This window comes from Rhodococcus sp. SB1D, assembly GCF_048573875.1.
Taxonomy (GTDB): domain Bacteria; phylum Actinomycetota; class Actinomycetes; order Mycobacteriales; family Mycobacteriaceae; genus Rhodococcus_F; species Rhodococcus_F qingshengii.
On sequence record NZ_JBMAIQ010000005.1, the window covers coordinates 184,302 to 198,880 of the forward strand.

Consider the following 14,579-nt stretch of genomic DNA (forward strand, 5'->3'; position numbering starts at 1 on the left):
CTTTCTGGATTGGACGTAACTTCCGGCCCGGGCGCGTGGACGACACCGGGCGCTATCAGAACCGACGAACTCTCGACGAGCTATTGCATCGCCTCGATGTGTTTCATCACGTCCGGGTACCGACGTAAGTGGGCACCGCCGTTGACATCGAGAACCTCGCCCGTGATCCACGAAGAAGCATCGGAAGCGAGGAAGAACACCGCTTCGGCAACGTCGCGTGGCAACCCATTACGTCCGAGCGGAGTGTTCTCGGTGAAGTCCGCCTGAATAGCCGGCACACCGGTGAGACCCTCGACAAGTGGCGTTTCGACAAGACCTGGCGAAACCGCGTTGACGCGTATCCCCCGGTCTCCGAGTTCGAGTGCCGCAACCTCGGTGAGCATGGCGAGGCCAGCTTTGGCGGAGCAGTATCCTGCAAAACCTGCAGCCGCCTGGCGTGCGTTCAATGAGGTAATGGAGACGATCGATCCACCGGCAGTCATGGCACGCGCCGCATGCTTGATCACGAAGAAACCTCCGGTGAGACAGATGTCAACGGTTCGCCGCCAACTTTGCGCCTCCAAATCCGTTATGTATCCCGGCAGATTCACCCCGGCACAATTGACCGCGATATCCAGCCGACCATGCTGCGCCTCGGCCCCCTCGAATATCACCTTGACCGATTCTTCGTCGACGACGTCGACCCGGACTGCTTCAGCTCGCCCACCGAGTTCTACGGCGCGTTTCCGCCCGCCTTCGATGTCGATGTCGCCTATCACGACGCTCACACCTTCGGCAGCCAGCAATTGCGCTGTTGCCCAACCGATACCGGATGCTCCGCCGATCACGACGGCTACTGCACCTTCCATTCGCCCCGGCATCAGCGAGGAATGTTCTCGTAGTACGGGACAACGATTTCGTCAGTACTTGTGACGTCACCGAGCATCATCGTCGTGATGGGGTGGACTACGTGCGGGTCCACCTCGACGTTGATACATGCGGGAACTCCCGCGTCGAACGCGCGTTTCATAGCGTCGGCGATGGAGGCGACATCCTTAACACGCTCACCGTATCCACCGAAGGCCTCGGCGACCTTCTCGTATGCGCTGTCTGCGAGTTCGGATACGACAATTCCTTCGTCCCCGTACACCGCTTCCTGGCCGTGGATCGACATTCCCCACACTGCATTGTTGAATATCACTGTCACAACAGGTATTCCATGACGGGCCATTGTGTCGAATTCCTGGATGTGGAATCCTGCCGCGCCGTCACCGGTAATGAGCACAACGGGTGATTCCGGTCGTGCCCGATGTGCGCCGATTGCGAAACCGGGCCCCACACCCAGGCATCCGAGGTAGCCGAGCCTCAAGACACCACCAACCTCTTCGGTGGTAGTGAAGAACTCGCCCCACGACGGCGCCTCGGCACCGTCCATCACGAAAGTAGTACCGGGCGGGCAGGCTTCGACGATCGCGCGCGCTGCAAAGTACGGATGCGCCTTACCGCTTTCCGTCGCTTCGTCCTCGAAACCATGCCGGTGCGCATGTTTCGCACTGGTGGCGGCATCGACCCAGGCACTCCAATCGGGCCATTGACGTTGATCAGCAGCAGTTTTCAAAGCGATGAGCGCTTCTCGACAGTCGGCAAGTATCGGAATGTCCACGTCCTGCATACGCCCGATTTCGGACGCGTCGACGTCGATCTGGACCAACCGCGCACCGGGGAACAAGCTGGTGCGTCCGCCGGTGAACATCCCGGCTCGGGCACCGACAACGAATACCACGTCGGGGGTCGGATACCCAAGGGCAGGTAACGAGCCGATCGCCAACAGTCCGCCGCCGGCCAGTCGATGGCTTGCGGGTACCGCTCCATCGGACTTCCCGGGGTAGAACACCGGCACGTCCACCGTTTCCGCGAACGCCACCAGCGCCGCGCTCGCATGGGAGAAAGTGACGCCACCTCCGATCACAATGGCGGGGTTCGTCGCTTCACCGAGCAGATCGAGAGCGGCCTCGACCGCTGCAGCAGTCGGACCCGACCTCGCACTCACGGTGTAGTTCACCGGAAATCTCACGGTATCTTCGTCGGCTTCACCGAACATCACGTCGATCGGCACTTCGAGCAGCACCGGCCCCGGAATTCCGGTCGTCGCCTTACGAATTGCCAGAGCAACTATCTCGGGGACGCGTGCCGGATCGGTGATGCGGTATGCCCACTTGGTCACCGGAACAGCTGCGGCAATCTGATCGAAACCACCCTGAAGCGGATTCGTCTCGGTCTCACGCATCGGCGGAGCACCGACGACGAAGATAGTCGGCGTGCGATCGAGGAGTGCATTGGTCAGCGCGGTGTAGACATTCGTGAAGCCCGGGCCGGAGGTGACTACACAAACGCCGTAATTGCCCGTCACTCGCGCGTACGCATCCGCAGCGTGTCCCGCAGTGGCTTCGTGTCGGGTGTCGGTGAGCCGGATGCCGTGACGTCGACAGGCTACGAGGAAAGCATCCAAGTGCCCTCCGTGCAGGGTGAAGACCTCGGTTGTGCCCGCTTCAGCTAGTGCTCTGGCAAGTAATTCGCCACCGTTGACAATCATGTATTTCCTTCCGGAGTTTGCCGCTTGATTAACGATCGCTAAGTCATTCCACTGTATCGTGGGTCACAGTGCGACGCCAGAGTGGCATTATGCGAACACATGGCACGAAATTCCCCTCAAACCGATCGAATCGTCATGCTGACCGAACTGCTGGCATCCGACCCCACGGCGGGGCGGAGCCTCGCCGATATCGCACGACACCTCGGCGTCGCAAAGGCGACCTGCTACCCCATGGTCGTCGCTCTCGCCGAGGCCGGCTGGCTCGTCCGTCACCCGATCCGCAAGACCTACCAACTCGGCCCGGCGCTAGTCCCCATCGGCCAAGCCGCTTCCCGCGCAATCGATGTCGTCGATCTTTCACGCACCGTCATACAAGAACTGGCCGACACATCCGAACTGGCCTGTCTCGGATTCATCCGATCCGGCGCCGACCTCGTTGTCGCCGAGGCAATTCAACCGATCTCCAAGCGCAGCGGAACTCTCGGCTTGCGCATCGGCGACAATGTGCTGATGGCACCTCCACTGGGTGCAGGCCTTGCCGCATGGTTCGACGAGAACGACCTTCACGAATGGTTTCTCCTCGGCAAGGAGGCATTGGACACGGAGGCCGCACTTCTACGGTCGGAGTACGAGCCAATCCTCACGGCCATTCGAGAGCGCGGGTTCGCCGTGGAATGCCTTCGCCAACAAGAACGTTCAATTTCCGACGCCGTCGCCGAGATGCGCGGCCCGGGAGTCGGCGGCCAGAGGGCAGCACTCGCGCTGCGAGAAGCGCGACGTCTTCTGTCCGCGGATGTCGCGGTCGGAACACTCGACCTCGACGGCAATTATCAATTGCTGTCCGTCAATGCCGTCGCCTTCGCCCAGGACTCGACACCGGCGCTGATCCTCTGCTTGGTCGATGCCCCGTCACCACTGACCGGGGAGCGGATCGCCGCACTGGGCAAGCTCGTGAGTGAAGCCGCCGATCAGGTCACCACTCTCATGCACGGCCGGACACCTCGACCATTGACATCCACAGGCGGAGCAACATAGCTTGTGAGTCAAATGACTTATGTAACGATCGCTAAGTCATGAGTGTGGCGGTTTGCCTACGTCCACGTGAGCGCCCCGATCCCCGCACACCCACCCACCGCAAGGAGCCTGCATGATTCTCACTCACTCCGCCCTTTACATAGACGGAACCTGGCAATCACCGACGATTTCGGACGCCATCTCGGTGCACTCGGCCAGTACAGAAGAGAAGATCGGCAGCGTGCCGGGCAGCGCAACAAACGACGTCGATTCTGCCGTCGCGGCGGCGGGCCGGGCCTTTCGTACGTGGTCGCGACTCGAGCCTGCCGACCGAGCCGACGCCTTGGATCGATTTGCCACAGCCTTGGGGCGTCGCGCCGACCTCACAGCCCGATTGGTCAGCCAGCAAAACGGAATGCCCGTATCGATCTCCACTGTCGCTGAAGGACAGGGACCTTCAGGGCTTTTGAGCTATTACGCCGCGCTTGCCCGCACGACCGAGCTCGAAGAACCCCGTCACGCGCTGGCCGGAACGGGAACCACCATCGTTCGGAAAGAACCGATCGGTGTTGTTGCCGCGATTGCACCGTGGAACTTCCCATCTCTTCTCGCAATGATGAAAATCGCCCCCGCGCTCGCATCGGGATGCACCGTCGTACTGAAGCCGTCACCCGAGACCTTGCTCGACGCGTTCGTCCTCGCCGAGGCCGCAATGGAGGCCGGTCTTCCTGCCGGTGTTCTCAACATCGTCACCGGCGGACCCGAAATCGGCAAATACCTCGTCGCTCATCCGGGTGTACACAAGGTCGCGTTCACTGGCTCTACACCGGCAGGCCGACACATCGGAGCAACCTGCGGACGACTTCTGCGTCCGGTATCGCTCGAACTCGGCGGCAAGTCCGCCGCAGTCATTCTCGACGATGCGGACCTCGACGCGACGATGGCAGGTTTGGCGACGGCATCGTTGATCAACACCGGACAAACCTGCTACGCCTCGACAAGAATTCTCGCGCCCGTCGGACGCTACGAGGAAGTGCTCGATGCCGTCACCGCAATGGTGGAGTCGCTGCCGGTGGGCGACCCGTTGGATCCCACCACCTTCATCGGCCCTCTCGTGAGCGCCGGGCAGCGCGAACGTGTCGAGTCCTTCATCGCCGCAGGCACTGCGGAAGGCGCACGGATCACGACCGGCGGATCACGACCGCGCACACTCGAACGCGGATGGTTCCTGGAGCCAACCGTTTTCGGTAACGTCTCCGCAAACCACACGATTGCAACCGAAGAGATCTTCGGCCCCGTACTCTCTGTCATTCCATACACCGACGAGGCACAGGCCATCGCAATCGCCAACGATTCCGAGTACGGCCTCGGTGGAACCGTGTGGACTGCCGACTTCGACCGCGGGATGGAAATAGCCCGCTCAGTCGATACCGGTTCGCTCGGGATCAACGGCTACACACTCGATTTCGGAGCACCGTTCGGAGGCACCAAGGCGAGCGGCATCGGTCGCGAGCTTGGACCGGAAGGCCTGGCCGCATACTTCCAGACCAAATCGATCTTCACCACGGCCTGATTCGTCACCTGCGCCATGAGTGGCCGGAAATCGTCGAGCACATGATGATTGCACACTTACTTAACGATCGTTAAGCTAGGTTCAATGCAGTAACCGCTACAGAAGATCAAGGAAGTATCCAGTGGCCGTGCGATCCAGTGACCAGTACCGAAAAGGGCTCAGCGACGATCGCCGAGTCTTCTACCGAGGCAAGAAAATTTTCGATGTCTACGCCGAACCCGAACTGACTCTCGCAGTGGATCATTCGGCACTGTGCTACGACATCGCCGACGATCGACCCGACCTCGCGGTCACCGATGTCGACGGCGACCCAGTCAGCGCGTTCTACGTGGCGCCGACATCTGCGGACGATCTGATTCGTCGCGGCGCCCTGATCGAGGAAGTATCGCGGCGCGGCGGCGGAACCATCGTCCTCAAAGAGGTGGGCAGCGATGCGCTGTTCGCCCTTCTTCGTGCAACCAGCGGTGAAGGTCTCGAGAATGCGCGCGCTTTCTACAAGCGGGTCTGCGACGGCGATCTCGCACTCGCCGTCGCGCAAACCGACGTCAAGGGTGACCGGTCACTTGGACCGCGCCAACAGGCAGACCCAGACCTCTACCTGCACATCGTCGACGAGGACGCCGACTCCATCACCGTGCGCGGCGCGAAGTGCCACACTTCGTTCTCGGCGAACGCCGACGAGTTGATCGTGCTGCCCACCCGCGCGATGGGCCCCGAAGACGCCGACTACGCAGTGTCCTTCGCCATCCCGATCGACACACCAGGTCTCCAGCTGTACGTCTCTCCCTACGCAGCCGGAGAACGCAACTCCTTCGAATTTCCGATCTCCACGAAACACAAACTCCTCGAATCGCTCACCGTCTTCAACGATGTCCGAGTACCGAAAAATCGAGTCTTCCTCAACCGTCAACCCGAACTTGCCGGACCACTCGCGTTGGCGTTTGTCGATTACCACCGTTTCACCGCCATCAACTACAAGTTGCCCCTACTCGACATCATGGTCGGAGCAGCTTCACTGATCGCCGAGGCCAACGGCATCAACAAGGCAGGCCACGTGAAGGGCAAGATCACCGAACTGATCACCTGGAGCGAGACCGTGCGCGGACTGGCTCAACTCGCCGCCGTTCGATCAAAGCCAGGAGCACACGGTGTCAGGCAACCAGATCCGCTTGCCGTCAACATGGCCAAATACCACTTCGCACATGGATTCCACAACGCGGTCGCCATCCTCACCGATCTCTCAGGTGGCCTCCTCGCCACCGGCCCCGGCGGTGAAGACTGGGAGAATCCCGAAATTCGTGTAGTTCTCGAAAAATATTACGCTGCAGCAGTTCCTGCCGAAAAGCGTCTCCGTCTACTCAACTTCATTGCGGATCTGACCGCCCGCGACTACGGCGGATATCAGTCAGTCCTGGCCACGCACGCAGAAGGATCACTCGAGGCCGAGAAACTGCAGATCTCACGCTCCTTCGATCCGACGAGGGCACGCGAATACGTCAGTGACCTCGCCGGAATATCCCACCTCTGACCATTCGTCCCGAGAGAACAACAAGGATTTTCATGATCTCGACAGCATTCACGGAAACGTTCGGCGTTCGCCACCCCATCGTCCAAGGTGGAATGCAGTGGGTCGGCAGAGCAGAACTCGTCGCAGCCGTTGCCAATGCCGGCGCATTGGGATTCATCACTGCACTCACGCAGCCGACGCCGGCCGACCTGGCGAACGAAATCGCCCGATGCCGCGACCTGACCGACCAACCGTTCGGCGTCAACCTCACAATTCTGCCGTCGATCACGCCACCGCCGTACGACGAGTACCGCCAGGTGATCGTCGACTCAGGCGTGAAGATCGTCGAGACCGCAGGTTCCAATCCCGGTCCTCACCTGCCGATCTTCCATGACGCCGGAATCAAAGTGCTCCACAAGTGCACAACAGTCCGGCATGCGGTCAAAGCACAGGATCTCGGTGTCGACGGAATCAGTATCGACGGATTCGAGTGCGCCGGCCATCCAGGGGAAGACGATGTCGCAGGCTTGGTCTTGATTCCAGCTGCCGCAGAAAAGATTTCGATACCCATGATCGCTTCCGGCGGCTTCGCCGATGCACGTGGTCTGGTCGCCGCGCTGGCGCTCGGAGCAGACGGCATCAACATGGGTACGCGATTCATGTGCACCACCGAGTCTCCGATCCACCAGAACATCAAAGAAGCCATCGTCGCTGCAGACGAAACACAGACCGAACTGATCTTCCGACCACTCCGCAATACTGCACGCGTGGCAAGCAACATCGTCAGCCGAGAGGTTGTCGACATACTCTCCCGCGGCGGACAATTCGAGGATGTGCGCGACCTGGTAGCAGGAGCGCGTGGGCGAAGCGTATACGAAACCGGCAATCCCGACGCCGGTATCTGGACGGTCGGCACATCACAGGGGCTGATCCACGACATCCCCACCGTCGACGAGTTGGTCCAGCGCATGGTGTCCGAAGCAGAGGCCATCATCGGGGCACGCTTGCGTTCGATGACCGAACGCGTTTCCGTCTAGGACAGGAGAGCAACCCATGCGTCGAACACTGTTCACAGCCGACCACGAGGCCTACCGAGAGACTGTGCGCGAGTTCATTGCCCGCGAGATCACGCCTCACTACGACAGCTGGGAAGAAGCCAGGCTCGTCGACCGATCAGCGTGGCTCGCGGCCGGCAAGATGGGTATTGTCGGCCTGGCCGTCCCCGAACAATACGGAGGCTCGGGTGAACTCGACTACCGGTACCGGTACGTGGTCGCCGAAGAGATCGCCCGTACCGGCACCACCTCGTTCGGCGCCGGACTAGGCCTTCAGGACGACATCGTCATTCCGTACATCGCCGACCTCGGCACAGACGAGCAGAAAGCACGTTGGCTACCTGGTATGGCTGCCGGTGAACTCATCTGCGCCATCGCGATGACCGAACCGGGTACCGGCAGTGATCTGCAAGGCATCAAGACCTCCGCTGTTCGAGATGGCGACGACTGGATCTTGAACGGACAGAAGACGTTCATCACCAGCGGAATTCACGCCGACATCGTCATCGTTGCGGCCCGCACCGATCGCAAAGCGGGGTCGCGGGGATTCAGCCTCCTCGTGGTCGAACGTGGGATGGACGGATTCACCCGCGGTCGCAAACTCCACAAGGTGGGGTTGGCGGGTCAAGACACAGCCGAGTTGTCGTTCGACAACGTAAGAGTCCCGGCAAGCAACCTCCTGGGCGAGGAGGGCGGAGGCCTCATTCATCTCATGGAGCGTCTTCCCCGTGAGCGTCTGTCGATCGCCGCGGGCGCAATCAGTTCCGCGCGTGCGGCCTACGAATGGACCAAAGACTACGCGTTCGACCGCACCGCCTTCGGCAAGCCGATCGGCGACTTCCAGAACACTCGATTCGCCCTCGCCGAGATGCTGACCGAGATCGACGTGACACAGGCATACGTCGACAACGCCGTCCTGGCCATCAACGACGACCAACTGTCAGCAGTCGAAGCGGCACAGGCGAAGTGGTGGGCCAGCGAACTTCAGAAGCGCGTCGTGGATCGTTGCGTACAACTACACGGTGGATACGGCTACATGATGGAGTACCCGATCGCCCGGGCCTACGTAGACAGCCGAATCCAGACCATCTACGGCGGAACCACCGAAATCATGAAGGAGATAATCGGTCGCGACATCGCAAAGAGTTGATCAGCACCGAGAACGACCGTGGTCCCGAACATCCTGTGTTCGGGACCACGGTCGTTGTAAGCGCCGTTCTCGCTTCGTCTATCCGAAGACTGCTGCGCGCTTTTCCTGAAACGCCGCAACACCTTCGGCAAAATCACCACTACCCAACAGGTCGATCTGGCCTACGCGCTCGCGTGTGAACGCATCACCGAGTTCGGTGAGCGTAGCGTCGTTGATCGCCTTCTTGGTAAACCGAAAAGCAGGGGACGACCCGGCGACCAATCGGTGGGTCAGGTCTGCCAATTCCCCCGCGAAGGCGTCGTCCTCGCACACGTGTGAGACCAGGCCGCAGTCGAAAGCATCTCGAGCGGATAATCTTTCGGCCAGCAGCGCCATGCGCATCGCGCGCGCGACCGATCGACGCTGCCACCAGTGCGGTAGCTCCACCGTCCGGCATCAATCCCACCTTGGTGAACGCGAGCAGAAAGTAACTCGACTCCGCCGCGAGCACGAGGTCGCACGCCAAAGCCAGCGAAACACCCACACCTGCGGCAGGGCCTCGTACCGCAGCGACCACCGGAAACGGAAACTCTCGAATGGTCTGCACCAAGGCATTGGCGGCATCGATCGTGTCCGCCGACGGCGGACCGGACAACGTCACGTCCGCGAGGTCCGCGCCCGTGCAAAAGGCCTTGCCCTCTCCTTCGAGAACCGCCACCCGCACGTCCGAGGATTGTGCGTGCTCGACGAAGATCGTGGCAAGTCTCTCCAGGGTTTCGGTAGTCAACGCGTTCATTCGCGCTGGCCTGTTGACAACTATGCGGAGCACCCCGCCGTCTTGGCTCGCGTAGACATCCGGTCGCGTTTCGGTCATTGAAATTCCTTGTCAGTCAGACTCGATCGAGTTGTGCTACAAAAGTTGATCTTCGCGATCCATCGACGATGAGTAGGGGGCAACGTAAGAACGATCGAGAGAGGCTGTCGCGACATTCCTCACCTGTACTTCTTCCCTCAGCCGCCCAGCCAATCCTTCGTCACGACGGTGGTGTCGGCCCCGGGTGGCCGAGCACCTGACGGCTGCTCAGTCCTGGAACGGGAGAACCGCGGCGCGGGTGCCGCCTGCACTATTCCGTCGGCCTCGACAAGAGTTCCCCGCTGGGCAAGATGCGGGTGCAGCGCGGCTTCGGCGAGACTCAGGACAGGAGCAACACAAGCGTCCGTCGATTCGAACAACGCTGCCCAGGCGTCTCGCGTGCGCGACGAAAACGCCTCCGTGAACCGTTCTCGGATTGTGGGCCAACCCCTTCGATCCATCTGTTCAGGCAACGATTCCGGCGCGATATCCAGGCCTTGGAGGAGCGCCGCGTAGAACTGCGGTTCGAGGGCACCGACTGCTACGAACTTGCCGTCCGAACATTCGTAGGTGTCGTAGAACGGCGTGGAACCGTCCAGGAGGTTGGTTGCACGTGAGTCACTCCACTGTCCGCTCCCTCGCAACGACCACATCATCTGCGCCAACACCGAAGTTCCGTCGACAATTGCGGCATCGACCACTTGTCCTTTGCCCGAACTCTCTCGCTCGTACAAGGCAGAGACGATTCCGAGGATCAAGAACATGGAGCCACCGCCGAAGTCCCCGACGAGGTTCAGCGGAACCGTGGGTTTCTCGGCCGGACCGATGGCGTGCAGGACTCCGGTCAGCGCCAGGTAAGTAATGTCATGCCCCGCCCGCTGCGCGAGTGGGCCGTCTTGGCCCCATCCGGTCATACGTGCGTAGATCAGCCGGCTGTTGAGTTCGGTGCACACGTCGGGACCGAAACCCAGCCGCTCGGTCACACCGGGCCGAAAACCTTCCAGGAGCACATCGGCTTTCGAGACGAGGGCTCTCACCAGCTCTCGGCCTGACTCGGTCTTGAGGTCGGCTTCCACCGACCGTCTCCCCCGCAAAAGTTGGTCCTGCTCCCGTGGCGAGATCTCGAGTCCACCAGACGGACGCTCGACTCGAACTACGTCCGCTCCGAGATCTGCAAGCATCATCGCAGCGTGTGGCCCCGGCCCCAACCCGGCGAGTTCCAGCACGCGAACACCGTGCATCGGGCCGCTCATCCGACGGATACCTCCCCTGAATAGTGTTCGCGCAGTTTCCCTTTGACCAGTTTTCCGGTCGGAGTTCGAGGTAGATCCGTACTGAACACGAGTCGCCTCGGCAACTTGTACTTGGCGATCTGTCCGCGCAAATGAGAAAGCAGTTCGTCGCGAAGCGCATCGCCGGCTTCGGCTTCGGGGACTGGCTCGACGACAGCCATCACTATCTCCCCCATCTCGTCGTCGGGCAACCCGATCACCGCCGCGTCCAATACCGAGGAATGCTCGATCAGCACGTTCTCGATCTCCTGCGGGTATATGTTCACACCACCCGAGATGATCATGAAGGACTTACGGTCGGTCAGAAACAGATAACCCTCCTCATCCATGAAGCCGACATCACCCGTAGTCGTCCAGGTCGGGTGGGCGGGATGCTGTGCTTCCTTGGTCTTTTCGGGCGCATTGTGATAATTGAAGGGCAATTCGTCACGTTCGAAGTACAGCGTACCCACCTCGCCGGAGGGTAGATCTTCGCCGTTCTCCCCACATACGTGGAGCACTCCCAGTGCGGCTCGCCCCACTGTGCCCGGCTTTCGCAGCCACTCGTCCGAGTGAACAATGGTCATGCCGTTGAGTTCCGTCGAGGAGTAATATTCGTCCAGAATCGTTCCCCACCAATCGATCATCTTTCGCTTCACATCGACAGGGCACGGTGCGGCTGCGTGGACGGCAAGTCGCAGAGACGATATGTCGTAACGGTCTCGGGTTTCCTGTGGCAGTTTGAGCATGCGCACGAACATTGTCGGCACCCACTGGCTGTACGTGACGCGATAACGCTCGATGTATTCCAGGGCCTTTTCCGGATCGAACCGATTCATCATCACTACGGTGCCACCCAGCGCCTGGACCGACGCGCACGTCCGGAGCGGAGCGGCATGATAGAGCGGCGCCGGGGACAGATAGATGTCGTCTTCGGTTACACCCCAAACACTTTGGTTCATTGTCGTCATCTGATCGCCGGGATCCTGTATCCGGCGATTCGGTAGAGCCGGTTTGATGCCCTTGGGACGGCCGGTTGTTCCCGACGAGTACAACATGTCGGCGCCGCGCGGTTGATCCGGGAGCGGTATGTCCGACTCCATGTCAGCCGCCTGGTCGAGGGAGTCGTATCCGTCTAGTTGACCGCCGAAGGAAAGCCTGGTCACCTGCCGGGGAACGAGTTCGGACAGCGTCTCTGCCAGCTCGCCCAGAGCAGCATCGACGATGACTACCTTTGCCTCGCAGTCCTCAACGATGTATGCACCTTCCGGAGCGGTCAGGTGCCAGTTGACCATCGTCAGGTAGACACCGGATCGCATAGCCGCCCAGTAGATGTCGAAGACCTGAACGTTATTGGTGGCGAGCACGGCCAGGTTGTCGCCTCGCCGCAACCCGAGTCCGTGGAGCACTCGCGCAATCCGAATCGAATTCGATTCCAATTGCGCGAACGTCACCGCTTCACCGGTCTCGGCAACGATTACCGCGGCCTTATCCGGGTTTGTCGCAACATACGCTCCGGGATACATGGTTTACTCCAAGGTTCGTTCGCTAAGGTCGTTTGTTCACAAAGTTGTTCGTGTAGAGATCATTCGAGAGACAGCGCGACTTTTCCTACCGCCGTACGCTCACGCAACGACTTCAATGCATCGGCGGCACGCGCCAAGGGGTAGAGGGTGGGCTCGGGCACCCTCAGAGCTCCCGACTCGAGCAGGGGGTAGAGCTCCTGCCATTGACGCGCCAGATACTTGGGATCAGTTTTCAGATATTCACCCCATCCTGCACCGGTAACCGAAATATTCTTCAGGAGAAGTCGATTGACTTTGACCGTGGGAATATCACCGCCGGTGAATCCCAAAACGACCAGGCGCCCGTTCGGCGCAAGGCTGCGCAGGCTGTCGGTGAAGCGGTCACCACCGACCGGATCGAGAATGATGTCGACACCGCGCCCATTCGTAATCCCTTGGACGCGTTCCTTCCACCCGTCGACCGACACGACGTGCGTTGCCCCGGACTCCGCGGCGATTTTCTCCTTCTCGCCTGTACTCACGACAGCGACGGTCTCCAGACCGAGCGCTGACGCGACATGCAACGCGGCCGTACCCAATCCACCGGCCGCGCCGTGAATCAGGACGGTCTCGCCGGCACGGTATCGCGCGCGTTCGTCGAGGGCGAAATGCGCAGTCAGATAATTCAGGAGAAATCCCGAGCCGGCCGAGAGCGAGACCGCATCAGGCAGAGCAAAGACATTGGACGGCGCGACCGCAACGGTCTGCTGCCACGCACCTTCCCCGGCCGTAAGCACGGCCACGCGCCGCCCGGGTGTGAAGCCGGACCCGGGTGGCGCGCTCCGAACGGTACCGGCGCCCTCAACCCCTAGCGCGCAGGGTAATTCGCGCACCGTTTGGTAGCTGCCCGTGGTCTGGAGAAGATCGGGGAAACTCACTCCGGCGGTGTGCAGATCAATTACCACCAGTGCCGGATCGACAGGTTCGTCGACATCGACCAACGACAGACCTCCGGGCCCCGTCGCCTCCACCAAGTGGACTGCTTTCATTCAAACTCCTCGGACTGGTCCCGGCGACTTCGTTGACAAACGGAATCCGCCGTAGCAACAGTTTAACGATCGTTAAGTAGGACTCTACGGCGACAGGCAGACCATGGCAATGGCGTCTGCCCGCGGGACGCCCCCGGGCCGTCGTCCTCGACGATGTTCGCGAAGCCACACTGGCAGGGAGCGGTTTTCGATCAGGTCGTCAGTACAGGTAATCCTCGCCGCTGGCGCGCACGGTTATGTCACTGATGCTGATACCCCATGGTTGATCAATGATGTGAACAACAGCTTCGGCCAGATCGTCGGGCTTGATCAGCCAGTATTCGATGGAGTCGACGTCCTTCTGCCCGGGGCTGAGGGTGCCGTCGGTTAGATGCCCGACGTTCTCCATGTAGGTTCCCGCACGTTGACCGGTGAGACCCAGGATCGCGTTCTCATTGACGATCCAGCTCGCCAAGTTTGTTCCTGTCACGCCTGTGGGCTTGACCGTCGTCACCTTGATCTTGCCCTTGGCTTCGATTCGCAGTGAATCCGAGATCGTGGTGACTGCAGCCTTGGTCGCGCTGTAGACGCCGGAACCGTCGATGCCTGCGTTTCCGAAGATCGACGAGATGTTGACGACTTGACCGCGTCCCTGCTCGATCATCTGGTCGTATACGGCGGAGATTCCGTTCACGACGCCCTTGATGTTGATGTCGATTGCCTTGTGCCACTTCTGCCACGCACGTTCGTGATCGGCGAAATACGCGAGAGGCATGACGCCTGCGTTGTTGACGAGTACGTCGAGCGCTCCGTACTCCGAAATGCCGTGCTGCGCCGCGGCGATGACCTGATCCATGTCGGTGACGTCGGCAATCTTGTAGGTACCGGTGAATCCCGCGGCCGCGATACCGTCAAATACAGTCTTCAGGCCCGCCTCGTTGATGTCCACGCCGACGACTTTGGCGCCCTGCGCTGCCACCTTCTCGGCGATGAGTTGACCGAACCCACCGCCTGCACCGGTGATGAGAATGACCTTGTCCTGCAAGTACTGAGACATAGCTGTTTCCTCTTG

General features: G+C 60.6%; 11 protein-coding genes and 1 pseudogene. 5 read left to right on the plus strand and 7 right to left on the minus strand.

Features of this window, described 5'->3' with window-relative positions:
• Positions 1–80: 80 nt before the first annotated feature.
• On the minus strand, positions 81–860 hold the full coding sequence (locus ACN50D_RS14115; protein ID WP_249342963.1) for an SDR family NAD(P)-dependent oxidoreductase: 780 nt from the start codon (positions 858–860) through the stop codon (positions 81–83).
• Positions 860–2,572, minus strand: coding sequence for a thiamine pyrophosphate-binding protein (locus tag ACN50D_RS14120; protein ID WP_042451883.1), 1,713 nt, complete (start codon positions 2,570–2,572; stop codon positions 860–862). Before ACN50D_RS14120 ends, ACN50D_RS14115 begins: the two co-directional genes overlap by 1 nt.
• Positions 2,573–2,671: 99 nt before the next feature.
• Here ACN50D_RS14120 and ACN50D_RS14125 point away from each other — a divergent pair, with 99 nt between their 5' ends.
• The 5 genes from ACN50D_RS14125 (at position 2,672) to ACN50D_RS14145 (ending at position 8,871) form a co-directional block, all read left to right on the plus strand.
• Positions 2,672–3,607, plus strand: coding sequence for a helix-turn-helix domain-containing protein (locus ACN50D_RS14125; RefSeq protein ID WP_042451886.1), 936 nt, complete (start codon positions 2,672–2,674; stop codon positions 3,605–3,607).
• Positions 3,608–3,719: 112 nt separating this feature from the next.
• Complete coding sequence (locus tag ACN50D_RS14130; RefSeq protein WP_211921410.1) at positions 3,720–5,159, plus strand: aldehyde dehydrogenase; 1,440 nt, start codon at positions 3,720–3,722, stop codon at positions 5,157–5,159.
• A 127-nt stretch (positions 5,160–5,286) separates the two neighbouring features.
• Entirely contained in the window at positions 5,287–6,687 is a 1,401-nt protein-coding gene (locus ACN50D_RS14135; RefSeq protein ID WP_307850472.1) for a 4-hydroxyphenylacetate 3-hydroxylase N-terminal domain-containing protein, read from the plus strand.
• 32 nt (positions 6,688–6,719) lie between these two features.
• Positions 6,720–7,703, plus strand: a complete 984-nt coding sequence (locus tag ACN50D_RS14140) for an NAD(P)H-dependent flavin oxidoreductase (RefSeq protein WP_042451892.1) — start codon at positions 6,720–6,722, stop codon at positions 7,701–7,703.
• A gap of 16 nt (positions 7,704–7,719) precedes the next feature.
• Positions 7,720–8,871: an acyl-CoA dehydrogenase family protein gene (locus ACN50D_RS14145; protein WP_042451894.1), complete on the plus strand. Its 1,152-nt coding sequence runs from the start codon at positions 7,720–7,722 to the stop codon at positions 8,869–8,871.
• A 78-nt stretch (positions 8,872–8,949) separates the two neighbouring features.
• On the opposite strand, the pseudogene ACN50D_RS14150 reads toward ACN50D_RS14145, so the two are convergent.
• The 5 genes and pseudogenes from ACN50D_RS14150 to ACN50D_RS14170 form a co-directional block, all read right to left on the minus strand.
• Positions 8,950–9,724 (minus strand): annotated as a pseudogene (locus ACN50D_RS14150) (enoyl-CoA hydratase).
• A 137-nt stretch (positions 9,725–9,861) separates the two neighbouring features.
• Positions 9,862–10,956, minus strand: a complete 1,095-nt coding sequence (locus ACN50D_RS14155; RefSeq protein ID WP_042451899.1) for a CaiB/BaiF CoA transferase family protein — start codon at positions 10,954–10,956, stop codon at positions 9,862–9,864.
• Complete coding sequence (locus ACN50D_RS14160; RefSeq protein WP_064111573.1) at positions 10,953–12,500, minus strand: acyl-CoA synthetase; 1,548 nt, start codon at positions 12,498–12,500, stop codon at positions 10,953–10,955. The genes ACN50D_RS14155 and ACN50D_RS14160 overlap by 4 nt, the downstream gene beginning before the upstream one ends.
• A 59-nt stretch (positions 12,501–12,559) precedes the next feature.
• Positions 12,560–13,528: an NADPH:quinone oxidoreductase family protein gene (locus ACN50D_RS14165; protein ID WP_064443076.1), complete on the minus strand. Its 969-nt coding sequence runs from the start codon at positions 13,526–13,528 to the stop codon at positions 12,560–12,562.
• A gap of 199 nt (positions 13,529–13,727) precedes the next feature.
• The gene (locus ACN50D_RS14170; protein WP_211921406.1) at positions 13,728–14,564 is read right to left on the minus strand and encodes an SDR family oxidoreductase; all 837 of its coding nucleotides are present in this window, start codon (positions 14,562–14,564) and stop codon (positions 13,728–13,730) included.
• Positions 14,565–14,579 lie beyond the last annotated feature (15 nt).